We start from the raw sequence: 20,331 nt of genomic DNA, 5'->3' as shown, positions 1-20,331 counted from the left end.
CTCCGATGACCTTCCAGGTGTACGACACGACGCTGCGCGACGGCGCCCAGCGTGAAGGGCTCAGCTACTCGGTGGTCGACAAGCTGGCGGTGGCCCGCCTGCTCGACGATCTCGGGGTCGGCTTCATCGAGGGTGGCTGGCCGGGCGCGGTGCCCAAGGACACCGAGTTCTTCCGCCGGGCCCGCACGGAGCTGGAACTGCGGCACGCCGTCCTGGTCGCGTTCGGCGCCACCCGCAAGGCCGGCCTGGCGGTCGAGGAAGACCCGCAGGTCCGCGGGCTGCTCGACGCCGGGACCCCGGCCGTGGCGCTCGTCGCCAAGGCGGACCTGCGGCACGTCGAGCGCGCGCTGCGCACCACCGCCGAGGAGAACCTGGCGATGATCCGGGACACCGTGACGTACCTGGTGGCGCAGGGGCGGCGGGTGTTCGTCGACGGGGAGCACACGTTCGACGGCTTCCGTCACGACCCGGGCTACACCGCCGCCGTGGTCGAGGCCGCGACGGCAGCCGGCGCCGAGCGGTTCGTGCTCTGCGACACCAACGGCGGCATGCTGCCCTCCCAGGTCACCGCCGCGATCGAGGACCTGGTCGCGCGCACCGGCGTGACGCCGGAGCGGCTGGGCATGCACGCCCAGAACGACACCGCCTGCGCGGTGGCGAACACGATCGCCGCGGTCGAGGCCGGCGTCCGGCACGTGCAGGGCACCGCCAACGGGTACGGCGAGCGACCCGGCAACGCGGACCTGTTCGCGATCGTCGCCAACCTCCAGCTCAAGCTCGGCATGCCCGTCCTACCGGAGGGCTGCCTGGAACAGATGGTGCGGGTCTCGCACGCCATCGCCGAGATCGCCAACATCGCCCCCGACACCCACCAGGCCTACGTCGGGGCCGCCGCCTTCGCCCACAAGGCGGGGCTGCACGCGAGCGCGATCAAGGTCGACCCGTTGCTCTACAACCACGTGGACCCCGCCGTGGTGGGCAACGACATGCGGATCCTGGTGACCGAGATGGCCGGCCGGGCCAGCATCGAGCTCAAGAGCCGAGAGCTGGGTCTGGACCTGGCCGGCCATCCGGAGACGCTCTCCCGGGTCACCGGCCGGGTCAAGGAGCTGGAGGCCGGCGGCTGGTCGTTCGAGGCCGCCGACGCCTCGTTCGAGCTGCTGGTCCGCTCCGAGCTGCCGGACGCCGCGCCGGCCCGGCCGTTCGCGCTGGAGTCGTACCGCGTGCTGGTCGAGCACCGCGAGGACGGTGCGGTGGTCTCCGAGGCGACCGTCAAGATCCGGGTACGCGGCGAGCGGGTGATCGCCACCGCCGAGGGCAACGGCCCGGTCAACGCGCTCGACGAGGCGTTGCGGGCCGGGCTGGCCCGGCACTACCCGGAGCTGCGGGAGTTCGAGCTGGCCGACTACAAGGTGCGCATCCTGGAGGGCAGCCACGGCACCGGCGCGGTGACCCGGGTGCTGGTGGAGACCGCCGGGGCGGGCCGGGACTGGACCACCGTCGGCGTGCACCCCAACGTGGTGGAGGCGAGCTGGCACGCGCTCGTCGACGCGCTCACCTACGGCCTCGACAAGGCGGGGGCCCGGCTGAACGCCTGAGGCGCCCCGCGCGCGTCACGCTCACGCCGCCGGCAGGCGCAGCTCGGCCAGCACCGCCCGGTGGTCGCTGCCGGGCACCGGCCAGGTGTCGACGGCGCGGACCGCGATGCGCCTGTCGACCAGCACGTGATCGATGGTGACCGGCGGGATCGGATCGCCGTCGTACGGGCCCCACGTGCCGGCGAGCCCGGCCCCGGCCGCGTCGGCGGCGTCGGTGTAGCCGGTCGCGACCAGCTCGCGCAGGGCGGCGTGGTCGAGCGTGGCGTTGAAGTCCCCGGCCAGCACGCTCAGGCTGCCGGTCGGGGTGGCCGGTGGCTGGGCCCGCTGGTCGGTCCACCAGTCCGGCACCACGTCGGGGTGGTGCGGCGCGGCCGGGTGCGCCGACTCCACCCGCAGCAGCGGTGCCCCCGGCACCGTCACGGTCCCGTACGCCTGGGTGAAGAAGAAACCCTGGTTGCGGCGGTGGCCGGGGTCGCGCAGCGGATGGCGGCTGTAGAGGCCGGAGCCGGTGGAGCCCACCTCGGGGCTCAGCGACCGGTGCGGCAGCAGCGTGGCCAGGCCGAGCCGGTCCAGGTCGGCGGCGAGCCGCGGGGTGAGTTCCTGCACGGTGAGCACATCCACCCGCTGCGCGCGGACCAGGGCCACCAGCCGGGCCGGGTCGGCCGAGCCCAGGCGCAGGTTGGCGGTGAGCAGCCGCAGTGCCGGGCCGTCGGCCGCCGGCTGGTCGTCGGCGACCGCCCGCGGCGCCACGACGCCGACCAGCGCCAGCGCGGCGAGCGTCGCGACCACCGCGGGCGCGCGGCGTCGCACCGCGAGTGCCAGCACCGCGACGGCTGGCGCCACCGCGGCGACGTACGGCGTGAAGGCCGCCGTCAGCACCAGCGGACCCCGTTCCAGCCCGGCCAGCCGCAGCACCGCCCAGGCGGCCACCGGCACGACCGCCAGCCAGCACGCCGTCGTCGTCCATCGGCCACGTCGGGTGCCCTCGCGCGGGGCGGCGTCCAGGGCGGTCACGGCGGTGAGACTACCGGGAACCGGTCGTGCCGGTGCCCCCCGTGAAGCAATTTCGTGAATGGTCGAGCGCTGCCTTCTCACAATTTTCGACCGGTTTTCGGCGCGTGTCGGACACGCGATTAACGCTATTGACCACCCCATTTTCCGATGTTAGGTTCCACCTGGTTGAGACATCCCAACGCTCCGTAGTAAGGGCAGCTCAGCGGCCGTGCTCTCCGATGCGGGAACCCGATGTCCCGCAATTGCTCGCGCCGTTTCATCACCACGGTCAAAAGAGGAGATCAGTCATGGCTACATTCTTCAAGCGGAAGGCGACGGTGGTGGCGCTCGCCGCGCTCGCCCTCACCGTGACCGGGGGCGGGATCGCGGTCGCCGCCCAGCCGGAGTCGAAGGCCGGCCAGCCGACCCGGTCCGCCGGGCAGCAGCCGGAGGTCAGCCCCGCCGAGCGGCAGGCCGCCCAGTCCGCCATGCGGGCCACGCTGGCCCCGCCGGCCCCCGGGCAGGTCGCCTGGGCGGTGGTGTCGTCCACCGGCGTGCTGCTCCAGCACTCCGGCAACGTGGTGTCCGCGTTCCGGTTCCCGCCCGGGCCGGGCGTGTCGCCGGGGCAGTTCCAGGTCCTGCTCGACTACGACGTGAGCCAGAAGGCGTACGTGGCGACCGTCGGCACCAACGACTCGGCCAACGTCCCGCCGGCCGGCGAGGTGTCCGTCGCACCGCGGCTGCTGACGCCGAACGCGGTCTTCGTGCAGACCCGCAACTCCGTCGGCGTCTTCTCGCCGCGCCCGTTCCACCTCGTGGTCACCAGCTGACCCGCCCCGCCGGACACCGGCCCCCGCCACGGCGGGGGTCGGTGTCGTGTTCCGTCCCGCTCCGGACCTCCCGACGCTGCTTCGCGCGGTTGCCGCCCGATCGGGGAGCTCCTCCCGGTCCGGCCCGGAGCGGGCCGGCCTGGCCCGGATAATCCGACGTTTGTCGGCCGCCCGGCCCGGGAAGCAAGCACCGTGACGGACATCTCGGACACCCTGGCCAGCGTGCCCAGCCCGGTCGATGCGGACGCGAGCGGCGTCGAGCTGGACCAGACCCTCTTCGAGGTCAAACGCGTGATCGTCGGGCAGGATCGGCTCGTCGACCGCCTGCTCACCGCGCTGATCGCCGACGGTCACTGCCTCCTGGAGGGCGTGCCGGGGGTGGCCAAGACGCTGGCGGCACAGACGCTCGCCACAGTGGTCGGCGGCACGTTCTCCCGGATCCAGTTCACGCCCGACCTGGTCCCGTCGGACATCGTCGGCACCCGGATCTACCGGGCCTCCACCGAGGCGTTCGATGTGGAGCTGGGGCCGATCATGGCGAACCTGGTGCTCGCCGACGAGATCAACCGCGCCCCGGCCAAGGTGCAGTCCGCGCTGCTGGAGGCGATGGCCGACCGGCAGGTCTCCATCGCCGGGCGGAGCTGGCCGGTGCCGGACCCGTTCCTGGTGCTGGCCACGCAGAACCCGATCGAGTCGGAGGGCGTCTACCAACTGCCCGAGGCGCAGCGCGACCGGTTCCTCATGAAGGTCGTGGTCGACTACCCGAGCGACGCCGACGAGCTGGCCATCCTCTACCGGATGAGCACCGAGCGACCCACCGCGCGTCCGGTGCTGGACCCGGTCCGGCTACGCGAACTCCAACGCCGCGCCGCCGACGTCTTCGTCCACCACGCGCTCGCCGAGTACGTCGTCCGGCTCATCCTCGCCACCCGGGACCCGGGCCGCTTCGGGCTGCCCGACGTCGCGCCGCTGCTGGCGTACGGGGCCAGCCCCCGGGCCACGCTCGGCCTGGTCGCCGCCGCCCGCGCGCAGGCGCTGGTCCGTGGCCGGGACTACGTGCTCCCCGAGGACATCCGGGACCTGGCGGTGGACGTGCTGGCGCACCGGCTGGTGCTCTCCTTCGACGCGGTGGCCGACGGCGTGACCGGCGAGGAGGTGGTGCGCCGCCTGGTCGAGGCGGTGCCCCCGCCCCGACTGGTGACCGGCCCCGCGCCGGCGGCGGCGGACCTGGCGGCGGCGTGACCCGCCGCACCGACTTCGGGGCGGCCGGTCCCGGCCTTGCCGACCTCGCTCCCGACCAGCGGCTGCGCCGGTTGGAGCTGACCGTGACCCGGCGACTCGACGGCCTGCTGCACGGCCGGTACCAGGGGCTGCTGCCCGGCCCCGGCAGCGAGGCGGCCGGCAGTCGCGAGTACCGCCCCGGCGAGGACGAGGTGCGCCGGATGGACTGGGCGGTCACCGCCCGGACCACCGTCCCGCACGTGCGGGAGGTCGACGCCGACCGGGAGCTGACCACCTGGCTGCTGGTCGACGCCAGCCCCAGCATGGAGTACGGCACCTCCACACTGGACAAGCGCGAACTGGCGGTGGCGGCGGTGGCCTGCGTCGGCTTCCTCACCGCCGGCGTGGGTAACCGGCTCGGCGCCCAGGTGCTCGGCCCGGACGGGCTGCGCCGGTTCCCGGCCCGCAGCGGTCGTACCCATCTGCTCGGGTTGCTCCGCGCGTTGCTCGGCGCCCCGCGTGCCGGTGACGGGCCGGGCCCGCGCGCGGCGGGGCGGGCCGACGGCGGCCCCGACGCCACGGCGCCGGGCCTGGCCGACGGCCTGGCTGGGGTGCAGCGCGTCGCCACCTCGCGTGGGTTGGTGGTGGTGGTCTCCGACTTCCTCGACGACCTGCCGGACGACCCGGACGCGCCCCCGCCGTGGGCGACCACGCTGCGCCGACTGGCGGTCCGGCACCAGGTGCTCGCCGTGGAGGTGACCGACCCGCGCGAGCTGGAGCTGCCCGACGTCGGGCTGATCACCCTGGTCGACCCGGAGAGCGGGCGGCACCGCGAGGTGTGGACCGGTGACCCGGTGCTGCGCGAGCGGTACGCGCACGCCGCCGCCGGGCAGCGCGACCAGGTGCGCCGCGCGCTGCGCCGGGCCGGGGCCACCCATCTGGCGCTGCGCACCGACCGGGACTGGTGCGCGGACGTGGTCCGGCACGTGCACGAGCAGCGCCGGCTGGCCACCGCGCCGGCCGCCGCCCGGGGCGGTGCGGCATGAGCTGGCAGTCACCCGCCCGCCTCTGGCTGCTGCTCGCGGTCGCCGCGCTGGTCGCCGGCTACCTGGTCCTCCAGCGCCGGCAGAGCCGGTACGCCGTCCGGTTCACGAACCTGCGCCTGCTGGACCGGGTCGCGCCGCGCCGGCCGGCCTGGCGCCGGCACGTCCCGGCGGGGCTCTTCCTCGCCATGCTGGCGTTGCTGGTGGTCGGGTTCGCCCGGCCCGAGGCGGAGGTGCGGGTCCCCCGGGAACGGGCCACCGTGATGGTCGCGGTGGACGTCTCCACCTCGATGCTCGCCGGTGACGTGGACCCGGACCGGCTCACCGCGGCCAAGGAGGCCGGCCGGAAGTTCGTCGACGGGCTGCCGGACGAGTTCAACGTCGGCCTGGTCGCGTTCGCCGGCAGCGCGGCGGTGCTGGTGCCGCCGAGCACCGACCGGGAGGCGCTGCACGAGGGGATCCAGCGGCTCGCCGAGGGGATCACCGGCGTGCAGGGCACCGCCATCGGCGAGGCGATCAGCACCTCGCTCGGCGCGGTGAAGAGCTTGGACGCCAGCGCCGCCAAGAACCCGCCACCGGCCCGGATCATCATCCTCTCCGACGGCGCGAACACCTCCGGGATGGACCCGATGGAGGCCGCGGACCAGGCGGTGGCCGCCAAGGTGCCGGTGCACACCATCTCGTTCGGCACGCCCGGCGGGTCCGTCGACCGGGGCGGCCGGGCGATCCAGGTGCCGGTGGACGGGCAGACGCTCAAGGCGGTCGCCGAGGCGACCGGCGGCGGTTTCCACGAGGCGTCGACCAGCCGCGAGCTGAAGGACGTCTACGAGGACATCGGCACCTCGGTCGGCTACCGCACCCAACGGCAGGACGTCTCGGCCCGCTTCATCGGGTTCGGGCTGGTCCTGGCCATGGGGGCCGCCGCCGGCTCGCTGCGGTGGTTCTCCCGGCTGCCCTGACCCGCACACCCGGACCGGACGACGCACGACACGTGAGGAGCCAGGCATGGCAGTGCAGACCGGACTCGGCGAGCCGCGCGGCCCGTGGTTCGTCTCCCCGGAGCTGGACCCGGACGGACGCGGCCACGACGGCGTACCCGGATCCGCCCGGCCGGCGGGGCGACGGAGCTGGTCGGGCCGGTTGTTGAGCGCGGCGGCGGTGGTGGCGCTCTCCACCGTCTCCGGCGCGGCGGCCGGCACCTGGGCGGCCGACCGGGGCGCGCCCGGCCCGTCCGCCGCCTCCGCCGCGCCGGTGCCGGCCGAGCTGGTCACCGCCGCCGGCAAGACGGTGCCCGGCGTGGTGTCGGTGATGGTCGGCGGGAAGTCCGGCGCGGGAGCGTCCGGGTCCGGCTTCGCCATCGACAACGAGCAGCACATCGTCACCAACGACCACATCCTGGCCAGGGGCGGCGCCGGCCCGGTGACGGTGGAGACGTCGGACGGGCGGCGCTTCGCCGCCGAGGTGGTGGGCCGGGCGCCGGACAGCGACCTGGCCGTGCTCAAGGTGCCCGCGTCGGCCGGGCTGCCGCCGCTGCCGCTGGCGAAGCCGAACGGGACCCGGGTGGGGGAGCCGGTGCTCGCGGTCGGTTCGCCGCTCGGGCTCGCCGGCACGGTCACCGCCGGTATCGTCAGCGCGCTCAACCGGCAGGTCCGGATCGGCAACGGCCGGCACACCGCGGTGCAGACCGACGCCTCCATCAACCCGGGCAACTCGGGCGGGCCGTTGGTGAACGCGCGCGGCGAGGTGGTCGGCGTGAACACCGCCATCGCCACCATCGACGGGAACGGCTCGATCGGCATCGGCTTCGCCATCCCGATCGACCAGGTCCAGCACACCGCCGACACGATCATCGGCCGGGGCGGCTGAGCTGCGTGGACAAGCCGGAACTGTCGGATATCCGGCGTGGGACCATCGGACCATAGAAATATTACGCTGAGTATGGATACTGGCGGAGGTGGAGCAAGCTGTCATCGCGGCCCTCCTCCTGGTGGGCCTGGTCATCGGCGCCGGTGTCGGCGCGTCGTACGCCCGTGCCAAGCGCGGCTGGACGGACTACCGGACGGTCCGCACCAGTGTGCCGGGCGCGCGGCGCAACGCCTGGGCGGCGATCCGGGGCGTGGTCGTCAAGCTCGCCGTGATCGCCCTGCTGCTGGTCGGCGCCGCGGCGTACGCGGCGTCCGGCGACGGTCCGGAGCGGGCCGGTCCCGCCCCGACCGCCACCCCGACCCCGAGCCACCGTCCGGGGCGCTAGCCTCGGGGCGTGGACGACGGACTCCGGGTGACCGACCGGCTCGTGGTGCCCGCCGCCGAGCTGCGGGAGCGGTTCTCCCGGTCGTCCGGGCCGGGCGGGCAGGGCGTCAACACCACCGACTCCCGGGTGGAGCTGAGCTTCGACCTGGCCGGCTCGCCCAGCGTGCCGGAACCGCTGCGGGAACGGGCCCTGGGCCGGCTCGCCGGCCGGCTGGTCGACGGCGTGCTGACGGTGACGGCCAGCGAGCACCGCGCGCAACTGGCCAACCGGGAGGCGGCCCGGGCGCGGATGGCCGCGCTGCTGCGCGAGGCGGTCGCCCCGCCGCCCACGCCGCGCCGGCCGACCCGTCCGTCCCGGGGCGCGAAGGAACGCCGGCTGGCCGAGAAGAAGCGGCAGTCCCAGCGCAAGCGCGACCGCCGGGTGGACGGCGACTGAGCGCGGGCCGGGGGTTGAGCAACGGGCTTCGAAGCGCTTCAATGCGTACGGGAGCGTCAGGGCCGTCACCGATCATCCTCACGTGACAGGAGTCCCGTACGCATGTCCCGAACCCGCCTGCGCGCCGCCCTGACCGCGGTCGCCGCGCTGCTGCCCGTCCTCGCCCTCGGTCTCACCCTCGTCTCCGTCACCCCACCGGCCGCCGCCGCGGCCGTCGCCCCGGTCCGGGTCATGCCACTGGGCGACTCGATCACCGGGTCGCCCGGCTGCTGGCGTGCCGTGCTCTGGAACCGCCTCCAGTCCACCGGCTACACCGACGTCGACTTCGTCGGCACGCTCGGCCCGCAGGGCTGCGGCGTGTCCTACGACGGCGACAACGAGGGGCACGGCGGCTACCTGGCGACCAACATCGCCAACCAGAACCTGCTGCCGGGCTGGCTCGCCGCCACCCACCCCGACGTGGTGCTCATGCACCTCGGCACCAACGATGTGTGGAGCAACATCGCGCCCAGCACCATCCTGGCCGCGTACTCGAAGCTGGTGGACCAGATGCGGGCCGCCAACCCGGCCACCACCGTGCTGGTCGCGAAGATCATCCCGATGAACCCGGCGAGCTGCCCGGAGTGCGGGCAGCGGACCGTCGCGCTGAACGCCGCCATCGACGGCTGGGCGGCGGGGAAGACCACCGCCGCCTCGCCGATCGTGGTGGTGGACCAGTGGACCGGCTTCAGCACCGCCACCGACACGTACGACGGGGTGCACCCCAACGCCGCCGGTGACCAGAAGATGTCCGACCGGTGGTACCCGGCGCTGACCGCGGCGCTGCGCCGGAGCACCCCGTCGCCCACCGCGTCCCCGACCCCGTCGCCCACCGCGTCGCCGACCCCGACCCAGACGCCCACCGGACCCACGCACCCGACCGACAGTCCGTCGCCGACGCCGACGGTCGGCAACTGCACGGCCACCTGGCGCATCGCCGGTCAGTGGCCGGGCGGCTTCCAGGCCGAGGTGACGGTCCGCAACACCGGCGCGGTGCCGATCCCCTACTGGGTGGTCCGCTTCTCGCTCACCGGCGGCCAGCGCATCACCCAGGCCTGGAACGCCCAGGTGGCGCAGGGCGGGACCGCGGTGACCGCCCGGAGCGCGACCTGGAACGGCGCGCTGGCCCCGGGCGCCGAGGCCACGTTCGGGCTGCTGGCCGACGGCGCCGTCCCGAACCCGCCGCCGCTGCCGGTATGCACGCTCGGCTGACGGTCGTGGTTCACCTTCTCTGATCACGTGACGTGACGGCGAGGAGAAAGACGTGGCGTTGCGCCCGTATGCCTCCTGGTCATAAATATGACCAGGAGGCATACGGGCTCACGGAGGGTCTGTCCCGGCACGCGACACGCCCGGCACGCCTCAGTGTCGGCCCGGCGCGGGAAAGTGCCGCCGCACCCGTGGGACGAGCGGGGTCTCAGGCCGGGATGGCACCGTCCAGCGCGGCCAGCAGTCGGGCCCGCAGGACGGCGGCGCGTTCGGCGAACCCGCGCTGGGCGGTGGCGTACTCGGCCCGGCCCTCCGGCGTCTCCACCCGCACCGGCGGGTGGCCCAGGTCGGCCAGGTCGTACGGGCTGGCCCGCATGTCCAGCGTCCGGATCTCCCGCGCCAGCGCGAAGCAGTCGGCGACGAGTTCCGAGGGCACCAGCGGGGAGAGCTTGTACGCCCACTTGTAGAGATCCATGTTGGCGTGCAGACAGCCCGGCTGCTCCAGCGCGTGCTGGCGCTCCCGGGTCGGCTGGAGCACGTTCAGCGGCCGGGCCGGCGCGGTGAAGAAGCGGAACGCGTCGAAGTGGCTGCACCGCACGCCGCGCTCCTCGACCACCGCCGCGGTCGCCTCCGGCGTGAGCCGCAGCGGCCAGGCGTTGTGTCGCACCTGCTCCTGGGTCTGCCGGTAGACCATCGCCCACTCGTGCATGCCGAAGCAGCCGAGGTGCGCCGGGCGGCCGGCGGTGGACGCCAGCAGCGTACGGATCCAGGCGATCGACTCGGCGCGGCGGGCGCGTACCCGATCGGTGTCGAGCGTGAGCCCGGCGGCGCCGGCGGTGTAGTCCGGGCCGAACCCGGCCGGGTCGGCGTCGCGCAGCACCACGCCCGCGCCCGGGTGCCAGCGGCGCAACTGGGCCGGCCGGTGCGAGTAGTAGGTGAAGAGGAAGTCCTCCACCGGATGCTTCACGCCGGTGCGGCGGCGGGCCAGGTGCGGCGTCAGCCACGCGTCGACCCGTTCCTCGTGGTCGCGCCGGCGGGCCCGCCAGTCGGCCGCGTCGAGCACGGCGGCGGGGGCGAGGGCGGCGGTCACCCACCCAGGGTACGACCGCCGCCCGGCACCCGGTCAGTCCACGTCCACCCGCACGCCCGCGGAGAACACGCCGCTGCGCAGCTCCAACTGCTTCGGCGGCTCGGCCCCGTGCACGGTGAACACCAGCGGCAGCAGCACCCGTCGTCCGGCGGCCACCGGTTGGGCGAACACGTCCCGGCCCAGGTTCGCCACCCGGGTGGCGTCCTCGTCCGCGGCCACCCAGTTGCCGCTCGGCAGGTACGCGCGCTGCAACTGCCCGTGCCAGGTCTGCTGCTCGGACGTGACGTTGCGCACGCCGACGGTGGCCAGGCAGGACCGACCGCCGCCCGGCGTCGCCGGCACCACGCCCGCGCCACAGCTCATCCGGTAGACGGTGAACTCGAACGCGGTCTCGCGCAGCGGCACGCCGAGCGCTCCGGTCACGCTGCTGCCCACCCAGGCGCCGCTGGTCGGCTGCTTGGTGGTGTCCATCGCGGCGACCCGCTGCGTCGCGGTCCAGGCCGCCGCGCCGACCACGCCGGCCAGCACCGCCGCCGCCACGCCGACCGTCAGCCAGACCGGTGGCCGGCGCCGCCGGACGCCGGGCGCGGGCAGCGCCGGGCGCGGGTAGACCGTGCCCCGGTCTGCCGGGCCGCCCGCCCCCGGGCGAACCGGCGTCCCGCCGCCGTCCGCCGGGCCGGCACCGGCTCCGGCGGTCCCCACCGGGCCGGTCGGGCCCGTGCCGGACCTGGCGACGCGCGCCGACGCCGGGACGCCCCGCCGGCGGCGGGCCGCCCACCAGAGCGCCCCGCCGACGAGTACCAGCAGCGCGGTCGCCGCGGCCAGCAGCACCGGCGGGCGGCGCCAGGCCGGGGCGGCCGTCTCCTGCGCCGCCGGGGCCGTCGCCGCGCCCACCCAGGTCGCCGTGGCGCAGTCGTACGGGCGGGTGCCGTCGGTGCCGTAGACGCAGGTGGGGGCCGTCACCGAACGGCCGGGAGCGGTGACCGCGAGCGCGGTGTGCAGCGTGGTGGTGCTCCGTGCCGGCAACCGCAGCCGCCAGGTCACCTCGCCGGCGGTCGCCCCGACCGGCCCGGTGCGCTGCCCGCCGCCGGTGACCGTGGTGGCCCGGGACCCGGTCGGCAACTCCTGTCGGACCATCGTCTCCACCGGTGCCGTGCCGGCGTTGCGGACCTCGATCCGGTAACCCGGCGCCGGGGTGCCGGCGGCGCCGACGGCCACGCTGACCGGTGGCATCGACGGCTGCACCGGCGCCGGGCCGGTGGTCGGCACCGCCGGGGGCACCGCCGGCACGCCGGTGGGGATCGGGGTGGCCGCCGCGACCGGGCGGACCGGGGCGAGGGCCACGGTCGGTGGCGGGGCCGGCCGGGCGGGCGCGGCAGCCGCCGGGGGCAGCGCGGGCACGGCGGCGAGCACGCCGAGGCAGTTCACCAGCACGGCCAGGGTCCTGTGGTGTCGTCTCGATGCAGGCATACCAACGAACCTCCGGACCCGAAGCTATGGGGCGCGGCCCGCCGGGCGGGTACGAAGCCGGCATTCCCGCCCCGTCCGGCCGGAGCCGGCGTACCCTGGCGCACCCGCCGAGGCCGGGATCACCTGCCGGTGTCCGGCGGCCGGCCGGGCGGGGCGGGATAGATTGGCCGGGTGCGTATCGCTCGTTTCGCTCATGCCAAGGGAATGTCGTTCGGAGTCGTCGAGGGCGAGCCGGAGGCCGGGCCGCAGGGCCTGACCATCGCCGAGATCGAGGGCCACCCGTTCGGGCAGATCCAGTTCTCCGGCGCCCGCTGGGCGCTCTCCGACGTCCGGCTGCTGTCGCCGATCCTGCCGAGCAAGGTGGTCTGTGTCGGTCGCAACTACGCCGAGCACGCCGCCGAGCACGGCAGCGAGGTGCCGAAGGAGCCGCTGCTCTTCCTCAAGCCGTCCACCTCGGTGATCGGCCCCCGGGACGCCATCCGGCTGCCGATCTTCTCCAAGCAGGTGGAGCACGAGGCGGAACTCGCCGTGGTGATCGGGGCCCCGGGTGCGCGGCGGGCCGACCGGGCCGCCGCCGAGCGGGCCATCTTCGGCTACACCTGCGCCAACGACGTCACCGCGCGGGACCTCCAGCGGTCCGACGGGCAGTGGACCCGGGCCAAGGGCTTCGACTCGTTCTGCCCGATCGGGCCCTGGATCACCACCGGGCTGGACGTCCGCGACCTGGAGATCCGCTGCGAGGTGGGACGCGATCCGGAGGAGATGGAGGTGCGCCAGCTCGGCCGGACCAAGGACATGGTGTTCGACGTGCCGGGCCTGGTGTCGTACATCTCGCACGTGATGACGCTGCTGCCCGGCGACGTGGTGCTCACCGGCACCCCGGCGGGGGTTAGCCCGCTGACCGAGGGGGATACGGTCACCGTGCGGATCGAGGGGATCGGCGAACTCAGCAACCCGGTGGTCCCGGTCGCCTGATCCGTCCGATGCCTCGTTTCCGCAGGTCAGATGCGGTTCGGGGGGTTGGATTTGGCCTGCCGGCGGCGGGAGGGTAAAGTTCATTCCCGGCGCCGCAAGGGGCCAATGGGGTATGGGGTAATTGGCAGCCCGACTGATTCTGGTTCAGTTAGTCTAGGTTCGAGTCCTGGTACCCCAGCGCAACCGCGGGTTCGTGAGAATCCCGGTCGCTGGATTCTGGCAGTTGCCACTGTCGGAGTGCACGAAGTTCTGGCCCCGTCGTCTAGCGGCCCAGGACGCCGCCCTCTCAAGGCGGTAGCGCCGGTTCGAATCCGGTCGGGGCTACAGCACCGTCAGCCCGTCCCGTTTCCGGGGCGGGCTGTTCTGCTGTTCGGCTCCGCTGTTTGGCCTTCGTGCGGGGGTGACCCCCCGAAGCGGTGCCGGACGGGGTGCCGCTAGACTACTCCCGCACCGCCCGCGAGGGTGGTGAAGCAGGAAAAGTGCCTGGCCCCGTCGTCTAGCGGCCCAGGACGCCGCCCTCTCAAGGCGGTAGCGCCGGTTCGAATCCGGTCGGGGCTACAGCTCACCGAACGGCCCGTCTCGCTCTCGCGAGACGGGCCGTTCGCCGTTTCCGCCGGATCCTCGCGTCCGGCGGGGGTCAGAGGCCGGAGAGGCGTTGGCCGGCTCGGACCACGGCCATGGCGTGGCGTTCGCCGGGGCGGCGGCCGAGGCGCTCGATCGGGCCCGAGATGCTGATCGCGGCGATCACCCGGCCGGTGCGGTCGCGGATCGGGGCCGAGACGCTCGCCACGCCCGCCTCCCGTTCGGCGACGCTCTGGGCCCAGCCGCGCCGGCGCACCTCGGCGAGCGTGCGCCCGGTGAACTTGGAGCGGGGGAGCAGCGGCATCACCGCCTCCGGCGGCTCCCACGCGAGCAGGATCTGTGCCGCCGAGCCGGCGACCATCGGCAGCACCGAGCCGACCGGGACGGTGTCCCGCAGGCCGCTGGCGCGTTCGGCGGCGGCCACGCAGATCCGCTCGTCGGCGCGGCGCAGGTAGAGCTGGGCGCTCTCGCCGGTGGCGTCACGCAGCGCGGCGAGCAGCGGCTCGGCGGCGGTGAGCAGCACGTCCGGCGCCGCGTTCGCCAGCTCGCCCAGGCGTGGACCCGGGCGCCACCGGCCCTGGGTGTCCCGGACCAGCATCCGGTGGATCTCCAGCGCCTGTGCCAGCCGGTGCGCGGTGGCCCGGGGCAGCTTGGTGCGTTCAACGAGTTCGGCCAGGCTGGCGCCGTCGACGCAGGCGGCCAGGATGACCACCGCCTTGTCGAGAACGCCGACACCGCTCATACTGTGTCCCACAAGCCGAAATTTACCTCCCAGAATTTAGGATGTCCAGATGGTGGGAGTCACTCAACCGAGGACCCTGGCCGAGAAGGTCTGGGACGCGCACGTGGTCCGCTCCGCCGCCGGCGAGCCGGACCTGCTCTTCATCGACCTGCACCTGCTGCACGAGGTGACCAGCCCGCAGGCGTTCGACGGCCTGCGCCTGGCCGGTCGCGGCGTCCGCCGGACCGATCTGACCATCGCGACCGAGGACCACAACACCCCTACCGGTTACGACGACCCGGCGTTCCGGGCCCGGCGCGGCGACCTGCTCACGATCGCGGACCCCACCTCCCGCACCCAGATCGAGACGCTGCGCCGCAACTGCGCCGAGTTCGGCGTACGGCTGCACCCGCTCGGTGACGAGAACCAGGGCATCGTGCACGTCATCGGCCCGCAGCTCGGTCTCACCCAGCCCGGCATGACGATCGTCTGCGGCGACTCGCACACCGCCACCCACGGCGCGTTCGGCGCGCTCGCGTTCGGCATCGGCACCAGTGAGGTGGAGCACGTGCTGGCCACCCAGACGCTGCCGCAGGCCCGGCCGAGGACCATGGCGGTCAACGTCGTCGGCGACCTGGCCCCCGGCGTCACCGCGAAGGACCTGGTGCTCGCGCTGATCGCCCAGGTGGGCACCGGCGGCGGGCGCGGCCACGTCGTCGAGTACCGGGGCGAGGCGATCCGGGACCTCTCCATGGAGGGGCGGATGACGATCGCGAACATGTCCATCGAGTGGGGCGCCAAGGCGGGCATGATCGCGCCGGACGAGACCACGTTCGCGTACCTGAAGGGGCGCCCCAACGCGCCCCAGGGGGCCGACTGGGACGCGGCGCTGGAGTACTGGCGGACGCTGCCCACCGACGAGGGCGCGACGTTCGACACCGAGGTGACGCTGGACGCGAGCCGGATCACCCCGTTCGTCACCTGGGGCACCAACCCGGGCCAGGGCGTGCCGCTGGGCGCGGCCGTGCCGGACCCGGAGGAGTTCGTCACCGAACCGGAGCGGGTCGCCGCCCGCCGGGCCCTGGAGTACATGGACCTCACCCCGGGCATGCCGCTGCGCGACCTCGCGGTGGACGTGGTCTTCGTCGGCTCCTGCACCAACGGCCGGCTGGAGGACCTGCGGGCCGCCGCCGAGGTGCTGCGGGGGCGCCGGGTCGCCGACGGCGTACGCATGCTCGTGGTCCCCGGCTCCGCCGCGGTCCGGGAGGCCGCCGAGATCGAGGGGCTGCACCAGGTCTTCACCGACGCGGGCGCCGAGTGGCGGTTCGCCGGCTGCTCCATGTGCCTCGGCATGAACCCCGACACGCTGAAGCCGGGGGAGCGCTCCGCCTCGACCTCCAACCGCAACTTCGAGGGCCGCCAGGGCCGGGGCGGGCGCACCCATCTGGTGTCCCCGCCGGTCGCCGCCGCCACCGCCGTGGTCGGCCGGCTGGCCGCCCCCGCCGACCTGTAGAAGGGCAGCCGACAGATGGACAAGTTCACCGCACACACCGGTACCGCCGTGCCGCTGCGCCGGTCCAACGTGGACACCGACCAGATCATCCCCGCCGTGTACCTCAAGCGGGTGACCCGGACGGGTTTCGCCGACGGGCTCTTCAGCGCGTGGCGGGAGGACCCGTCATTCGTGCTCAACAACCCCGCCTACGCGGGGGCGTCGATTCTTGTCGCCGGCCCCGAGTTCGGCACCGGCTCGTCGCGCGAGCACGCCGTCTGGGCGCTCCGGGACTGGGGCTTCCGGGCGGTGATCTCTCCCCGCTTCGGTGACATCTTCCGGGGCAACGCCCTCAAGGAAGGTCTCCTTCCGGTGGAGTTGGAATTGAAGGCCGTCGAGGAACTGTGGGATCTGGTGGAATCCGAGCCCACCACCGCCATCACGGTCGACCTCACCACCCGCCAGGTCCACGCCGGGCACGCCACCTGGGCCTTCCCGCTGGACGACCACAGCCGGTGGCGGCTGATGGAGGGCTTGGACGACATTGGACTCACCCTCCGCCACGAGGCCGAGATCGGCGCGTACGAGGCCACCCGGCCGGCGTTCCTGCCCTCGATCGCCTGACCGCGGACGCCTTTTCGCCCCCACCGGCCCGACCGGTGGGGGCGAATCCGTTGCGACACAAGGGCTTTTTTCCACCGAATGTTTGTGTCCAGGCAGCGCAGGGCATACGGTGCGCGCAGAATGGCTCGCGTCGAGTCAGTTGCACAATCGGGAGGAAGTCGTGAACAAGGCCGAGCTCATCGAGGCGCTCGCCGTTCGCCTGGGGGACCGGAAGACGGCGACGGCTGCGCTCGACGCGGTTCTCGCTGAGGTCCAGGCGGCGGTCACCAAGGGCGAGAAGGTGGCGATCACCGGTTTCGGAGCGTTCGAGAAGCGCGTCCGTGGGGCCCGAACAGCGCGCAACCCGCGGACCGGCGAGGCGGTGAAGGTCAAGAAGACCTCCGTCCCGACCTTCCGGGCGGGTGCGGGCTTCAAGGAGATGGTCGCCAGCGGCAAGGTTCCGAAGGACACCAGCGCCGCGAAGAAGACCACCGCCGCCACCAAGACCACGGCGGCGGCGAAGAAGACCACGGCGGCGAAGACCACCGGGGCCGCCAAGAAGACCACGGCGGCGAAGGCCACCAAGACCACCGCCGCGACCAAGAAGGCCGCGCCGGCGAAGAAGGCCGCCGCGACCAAGACGGCCACGGCGGCGAAGAAGACGACGGCGGCGAAGTCCGCCACCGCGAAGAAGGCGCCCGCCGCCAAGAAGACGACCGCGGCGAAGTCCGCCACGGCCAAGAAGACCACGGCGGCGAAGAAGGCGCCCGCGAAGAAGGCACCGGCCAAGAAGGCCGCCAGCCGGCGCTGACCGGACGGCCCGACCGAGGGCGCCCACCGTTCGCGGTGGGCGCCCTCGTTTCGTCCGTACGCGTTGACCGCCCGCCGTGCCGGCCCGCAGAATCGCCGTGCCGAAACCCCCTCGGTCACGAGAAGAGGCGCCTGTGCGGCACCGTCACCTCTCCACCGTCGCGCTCGCCCTGGGCGTCGCGGTCTTCCTGGACGTCCTGCGCGTCTGGCTGCCGTCGGTCATCACGCTCTTCGGTCGCGCCGCCGAGACGCCCGCGGAGCTGCTCGGCGCGTTCGCGCTCGGCTGGTTCCTGCTCGCGCTGGCCGCGCCCACCCTGGTCCGCCGGCTCGGCGCCCGCCCGGTCGGCCTCGCCGCGGCCGGCGTGCTCGCCGCCGCCCGGCTGGCGCTCACCGCCGCGCCCGGTGGCAGCGCCCAGCTCTGGCTCGCGTGCGCCGGCCTGCTCGCCGGCCTGACCTGGCTCGCCGCCACCGCCGCACGCGTCGAGCGGCCGGTGCCGGGGCTGGCGCTCGGCCTGGCCGGCACCGCCGCCGGGCACGCGTTGCTCGGCACCGAGGACCTGGTCTGGCGCGGTGGCGCGCTCGGCTGGACCCTGAGCGTGGCGCTGGTGGTGGCGTTCCTGGCCGCGTCCGTGCCCGCGTCCCGGCCCGACGCGCGGCCGGAGCAGCCGTCGGGGGCCGGACGCCGGGCGTGGCTGCTCTGCGGTCCGGCACTGTTGCTGGCCAACCAGATCGCACTCGCCCCGGCGGTGTGGGCGGCCTCCTCGGGCGTGGGCCCGTCCGGCTTCCCCGGCCTGTCCCGCGTCCCCGGCGGCGGCGCACCGTGGGGCGCGGCGGCGGTCGCGCTGTTCCTGGTGGCCGCGCTGTACCGGCCCCCGGCCCGGCTGGCCCGGCCGGCCCGGGTGCTCTGGCCGGTCGCGCTGCTCACCGGGGCGGTGCTGTTCGCGGCCGGGCGGCTCGTGCCGGCGTACCTGCTCACCGCCGCCGGCCTCGGCGGCTGCCTGGCCCGCACCGACACCGCCGGGCCCGGCGACGACGTGCCGGACGGGCGGGCCGCGACGCGGCGCGGTCGGGCGGCGGTCGTCGGGATGGCGGTCTTCGCGGCGGCCACGGTCGCCTACTACGCCGCCTACGACCTGGGGTACCCCAACGGGTGGGTGCCGGTCGCCACGGCGGTCCTGGTCGGTCTGGTGGCACTCGCCGGGCCGTCCTGGTCCCCGTCGGAGCTGCCCGGTCGGGCCCGCCGGTGGAGCGTGGCCGCGCTGGTGCTGGCGACCGCGCTCGTGCCCGTGTTCCACCGCACGTCGCCGTCCGCCTCGCGACCCGGCGTCGCGCCGGCCGCGGTACGGGTGGCCGCCTACAACATCCGGATGGGCTTCGGCCTGGACGGCCGGCTGGACCTCGACGCGGCGGCCCGGGCGCTGCGCGGGGCGGACGTGGTGCTGCTCAGCGAGGTCGACCGCGGGTGGTGGCTCAACGGCGGCCACGACACGTTGGCGCTGCTGGCCGCGCGGCTGCGGATGCCGTACGTCTTCGCGCCCGCCGCCGACCCGGTCTGGGGCGACGCGGTGCTCAGCCGGTTCCCGGCGCGCTCCGGTCGGACCCGGCCGCTGGCCGCGCACGGCGCGCCGACCGGCGCGCAGGCCCTCGGCGTCACGCTCGACCTCGGCGGGCGCGACCTGGCCGTGGTCGCCACCCACCTGCAACCGCCGCCCGGCCGGGACCCGGTGGAGCAGGCCCGCGAGGCGGTCGCGTTCGCCCGTGGGTACGCGGCCGGCCGCCCGCTGGTGCTCGGCGGCGACCTGAACACCGAGCCGGACGACCCGGCGTTCGCCGAGTTCACCGGCGCCGGCCTGGTGGACGCGCTGGCCGCGGCCCGGCCGCTGCCGACCAGTCCGGCCGACCACCCGCGTACCCAGATCGACCACGTCTTCGTCTCGCCGGGACTGGTCGCCACCGAGGCGCGCGCCCCGCGCACCGAGGCCAGCGACCACCTCCCGGTACGCGTCACGCTGACCCTGCCGTGAACGCCCCGCCCGCCGCCAGGGGCCCCGCTATACCGGAGGCGTTGACAATGGGCCCTCCTTACAAGCGGTCGGGGGGCAGGAGGCGGTCGCCGGCGAACGCGAGCAGCCAGCCGCCGCCCTTGGCGGTGGTGAAGTCGTCGGCGCGGCCGGTGAGCCGTTCCAGCGCGCCCGGGATCACCTTGCCCTGGCTGCACACCGCGACCGGCTCCCCGGCGGCGGCCAGCGCGACCAACCGCGCGGCGGCGGCCAACGCGCACTCCGCCGGTTGCTGGCCCGGCTTCGGCTCGTCCAGGTCGCCGCAGACCTCGATCGGCAGGTCCAGCCGGGCCGCCGCCGGGTCCAGCGTCTGCACGCACCGGCGGGCCGAGGCGGAGAGCAGGCGGGCCGGGCGGACCAGGGCCACCAGCGGGACCAGCGCCTGTGCCTGGGCCCGCCCCTCGGCGTCCAGCGGCCGGCCGGTGTCCGGGCCGGACCAGGTGCCCCGCTTGCCGGCGTGCGCGTGCCGGACCAGCAGCACGGTCGCGGTGACCGGCGGCAGCGCCGCGAACGCGGCGATCACCTGCGCGTCGTGCGGGTAGCTGACCCGGCGGGCCGCCGCGTCGACCGGGAACCAGGCCACGTCGTCCACCTCGGTGCCGGGCTGGAAACCGCCGCTGCCGACGGCCCGCATCGACCACCAGTCGACGGCCTTGGCGCGACCCTCGCTGCGGTAGCGGACCGTGGGCAGGCGCACCTGCGGCACCGCCCGCACGTCGGTCTCCTCGGCCACCTCCCGGACGGCGGCCACCAGCGGGTGCTCACCGGCGTCCAGTTTGCCCTTCGGCAGCGACCAGTCGCCGTACCGGGGGCGGTGCACCAGGCAGACCTCGACGCCGGCCGGGCCGGACCGCCAGACGACCCCGCCGGCCGCCCGGATCCGCACCGGCTCGTCGTCGCTCATCCGAT

19 protein-coding genes and 3 tRNA genes are annotated in these 20,331 nt (G+C 74.7%); 17 read left to right on the top strand and 5 right to left on the bottom strand.

Annotated elements, in window-relative coordinates; genetic code table 11:
• Positions 1-5: 5 nt before the first annotated feature.
• On the top strand, positions 6-1,598 hold the full coding sequence (gene cimA, locus VKK44_RS21790) for a citramalate synthase (protein WP_343443072.1): 1,593 nt from the start codon (positions 6-8) through the stop codon (positions 1,596-1,598).
• Positions 1,599-1,619: 21 nt separating this feature from the next.
• Here the strand turns inward: cimA and VKK44_RS21785 are convergent, their stop codons facing one another.
• Positions 1,620-2,603 carry an endonuclease/exonuclease/phosphatase family protein gene (locus VKK44_RS21785; RefSeq protein ID WP_343447851.1) on the bottom strand — a complete coding sequence of 328 codons (984 nt, stop codon included), beginning with the start codon at positions 2,601-2,603 and terminating at the stop codon, positions 1,620-1,622.
• 296 nt (positions 2,604-2,899) lie between these two features.
• Between VKK44_RS21785 and VKK44_RS21780 the strand changes: the two genes are divergently transcribed.
• The 8 genes from VKK44_RS21780 to VKK44_RS21745 all read left to right on the top strand — a co-directional run bounded on the left by VKK44_RS21780 (position 2,900) and on the right by VKK44_RS21745 (position 9,622).
• On the top strand, positions 2,900-3,421 hold the full coding sequence (locus tag VKK44_RS21780) for a hypothetical protein (protein WP_343443071.1): 522 nt from the start codon (positions 2,900-2,902) through the stop codon (positions 3,419-3,421).
• A 192-nt stretch (positions 3,422-3,613) separates the two neighbouring features.
• Complete coding sequence (locus VKK44_RS21775) at positions 3,614-4,663, top strand: AAA family ATPase (RefSeq protein ID WP_343443069.1); 1,050 nt, start codon at positions 3,614-3,616, stop codon at positions 4,661-4,663.
• Complete coding sequence (locus tag VKK44_RS21770) at positions 4,660-5,688, top strand: DUF58 domain-containing protein (protein ID WP_343443067.1); 1,029 nt, start codon at positions 4,660-4,662, stop codon at positions 5,686-5,688. Before VKK44_RS21775 ends, VKK44_RS21770 begins: the two co-directional genes overlap by 4 nt.
• Positions 5,685-6,644, top strand: coding sequence for a VWA domain-containing protein (locus VKK44_RS21765; RefSeq protein WP_343443064.1), 960 nt, complete (start codon positions 5,685-5,687; stop codon positions 6,642-6,644). Before VKK44_RS21770 ends, VKK44_RS21765 begins: the two co-directional genes overlap by 4 nt.
• Positions 6,645-6,690: 46 nt before the next feature.
• Positions 6,691-7,551 (top strand): S1C family serine protease, encoded by an 861-nt coding sequence (locus VKK44_RS21760; protein ID WP_343443062.1) that lies wholly within the window; start codon positions 6,691-6,693, stop codon positions 7,549-7,551.
• Positions 7,552-7,639: 88 nt separating this feature from the next.
• Positions 7,640-7,936 (top strand): hypothetical protein, encoded by a 297-nt coding sequence (locus tag VKK44_RS21755; RefSeq protein ID WP_343443060.1) that lies wholly within the window; start codon positions 7,640-7,642, stop codon positions 7,934-7,936.
• 9 nt (positions 7,937-7,945) lie between these two features.
• Positions 7,946-8,371 carry an alternative ribosome rescue aminoacyl-tRNA hydrolase ArfB gene (gene arfB, locus VKK44_RS21750; RefSeq protein ID WP_343443058.1) on the top strand — a complete coding sequence of 142 codons (426 nt, stop codon included), beginning with the start codon at positions 7,946-7,948 and terminating at the stop codon, positions 8,369-8,371.
• A 102-nt stretch (positions 8,372-8,473) separates the two neighbouring features.
• The gene (locus VKK44_RS21745; RefSeq protein WP_343443056.1) at positions 8,474-9,622 is read left to right on the top strand and encodes a cellulose binding domain-containing protein; all 1,149 of its coding nucleotides are present in this window, start codon (positions 8,474-8,476) and stop codon (positions 9,620-9,622) included.
• A 205-nt stretch (positions 9,623-9,827) separates the two neighbouring features.
• On the opposite strand, the gene VKK44_RS21740 is transcribed toward VKK44_RS21745, so the two are convergent.
• On the bottom strand, positions 9,828-10,709 hold the full coding sequence (locus tag VKK44_RS21740; RefSeq protein WP_343443054.1) for a 3-methyladenine DNA glycosylase: 882 nt from the start codon (positions 10,707-10,709) through the stop codon (positions 9,828-9,830).
• A 33-nt stretch (positions 10,710-10,742) separates the two neighbouring features.
• The gene (locus tag VKK44_RS21735) at positions 10,743-12,179 is read right to left on the bottom strand and encodes a hypothetical protein (RefSeq protein ID WP_343443052.1); all 1,437 of its coding nucleotides are present in this window, start codon (positions 12,177-12,179) and stop codon (positions 10,743-10,745) included.
• A 171-nt stretch (positions 12,180-12,350) separates the two neighbouring features.
• Here VKK44_RS21735 and VKK44_RS21730 point away from each other — a divergent pair, with 171 nt between their 5' ends.
• The 4 genes from VKK44_RS21730 (at position 12,351) to VKK44_RS21715 (ending at position 13,712) form a co-directional block, all read left to right on the top strand.
• Entirely contained in the window at positions 12,351-13,154 is an 804-nt protein-coding gene (locus VKK44_RS21730) for a fumarylacetoacetate hydrolase family protein (protein WP_343443050.1), read from the top strand.
• 106 nt (positions 13,155-13,260) lie between these two features.
• Positions 13,261-13,332 (top strand) — tRNA-Gln (locus VKK44_RS21725).
• A 73-nt stretch (positions 13,333-13,405) separates the two neighbouring features.
• A tRNA-Glu gene (locus VKK44_RS21720) sits at positions 13,406-13,478 on the top strand.
• A 161-nt stretch (positions 13,479-13,639) separates the two neighbouring features.
• Positions 13,640-13,712 (top strand) — tRNA-Glu (locus VKK44_RS21715).
• Positions 13,713-13,791: 79 nt separating this feature from the next.
• On the opposite strand, the gene VKK44_RS21710 is transcribed toward VKK44_RS21715, so the two are convergent.
• Positions 13,792-14,478 carry an IclR family transcriptional regulator gene (locus VKK44_RS21710; RefSeq protein ID WP_091084913.1) on the bottom strand — a complete coding sequence of 229 codons (687 nt, stop codon included), beginning with the start codon at positions 14,476-14,478 and terminating at the stop codon, positions 13,792-13,794.
• Between the two features lie 49 nt (positions 14,479-14,527).
• Between VKK44_RS21710 and leuC the strand changes: the two genes are divergently transcribed.
• The 4 genes from leuC (at position 14,528) to VKK44_RS21690 (ending at position 19,386) form a co-directional block, all read left to right on the top strand.
• Complete coding sequence (leuC, locus tag VKK44_RS21705; protein ID WP_343443048.1) at positions 14,528-15,970, top strand: 3-isopropylmalate dehydratase large subunit; 1,443 nt, start codon at positions 14,528-14,530, stop codon at positions 15,968-15,970.
• A 15-nt stretch (positions 15,971-15,985) separates the two neighbouring features.
• Entirely contained in the window at positions 15,986-16,573 is a 588-nt protein-coding gene (leuD, locus tag VKK44_RS21700) for a 3-isopropylmalate dehydratase small subunit (RefSeq protein ID WP_343443046.1), read from the top strand.
• A 160-nt stretch (positions 16,574-16,733) separates the two neighbouring features.
• Positions 16,734-17,363, top strand: a complete 630-nt coding sequence (locus tag VKK44_RS21695) for an HU family DNA-binding protein (protein WP_343443043.1) — start codon at positions 16,734-16,736, stop codon at positions 17,361-17,363.
• 133 nt (positions 17,364-17,496) lie between these two features.
• On the top strand, positions 17,497-19,386 hold the full coding sequence (locus VKK44_RS21690) for an endonuclease/exonuclease/phosphatase family protein (RefSeq protein WP_343443042.1): 1,890 nt from the start codon (positions 17,497-17,499) through the stop codon (positions 19,384-19,386).
• A gap of 58 nt (positions 19,387-19,444) precedes the next feature.
• Here VKK44_RS21690 and VKK44_RS21685 read toward each other — a convergent pair whose 3' ends face one another.
• On the bottom strand, positions 19,445-20,326 hold the full coding sequence (locus VKK44_RS21685) for an NUDIX hydrolase (protein WP_343443040.1): 882 nt from the start codon (positions 20,324-20,326) through the stop codon (positions 19,445-19,447).
• Positions 20,327-20,331 lie beyond the last annotated feature (5 nt).

Origin of the sequence: Micromonospora sp. DSM 45708 (assembly GCF_039566955.1) — a bacterium.
Lineage (GTDB): Bacteria > Actinomycetota > Actinomycetes > Mycobacteriales > Micromonosporaceae > Micromonospora.
Note: the sequence above shows the minus strand (reverse complement) of the source record. Positions and strands in the feature narration are given on the sequence as shown.

Excerpts from the sequence above, each read along its gene's own strand:
- cimA (WP_343443072.1), top strand. The coding sequence starts at position 6 with ATGACCTTCCAGGTGTACGACACGACGCTGCGCGACGGCGCCCAGCGT.
- VKK44_RS21780 (WP_343443071.1), top strand. The coding sequence starts at position 2,900 with ATGGCTACATTCTTCAAGCGGAAGGCGACGGTGGTGGCGCTCGCCGCG.
- VKK44_RS21765 (WP_343443064.1), top strand. The coding sequence starts at position 5,685 with ATGAGCTGGCAGTCACCCGCCCGCCTCTGGCTGCTGCTCGCGGTCGCC.
- VKK44_RS21760 (WP_343443062.1), top strand. The coding sequence starts at position 6,691 with ATGGCAGTGCAGACCGGACTCGGCGAGCCGCGCGGCCCGTGGTTCGTC.
- VKK44_RS21745 (WP_343443056.1), top strand. The coding sequence starts at position 8,474 with ATGTCCCGAACCCGCCTGCGCGCCGCCCTGACCGCGGTCGCCGCGCTG.
- VKK44_RS21735 (WP_343443052.1), bottom strand. The coding sequence starts at position 12,179 with ATGCCTGCATCGAGACGACACCACAGGACCCTGGCCGTGCTGGTGAAC.
- VKK44_RS21710 (WP_091084913.1), bottom strand. The coding sequence starts at position 14,478 with ATGAGCGGTGTCGGCGTTCTCGACAAGGCGGTGGTCATCCTGGCCGCC.
- leuC (WP_343443048.1), top strand. The coding sequence starts at position 14,528 with ATGGTGGGAGTCACTCAACCGAGGACCCTGGCCGAGAAGGTCTGGGAC.
- leuD (WP_343443046.1), top strand. The coding sequence starts at position 15,986 with ATGGACAAGTTCACCGCACACACCGGTACCGCCGTGCCGCTGCGCCGG.
- VKK44_RS21685 (WP_343443040.1), bottom strand. The coding sequence starts at position 20,326 with ATGAGCGACGACGAGCCGGTGCGGATCCGGGCGGCCGGCGGGGTCGTC.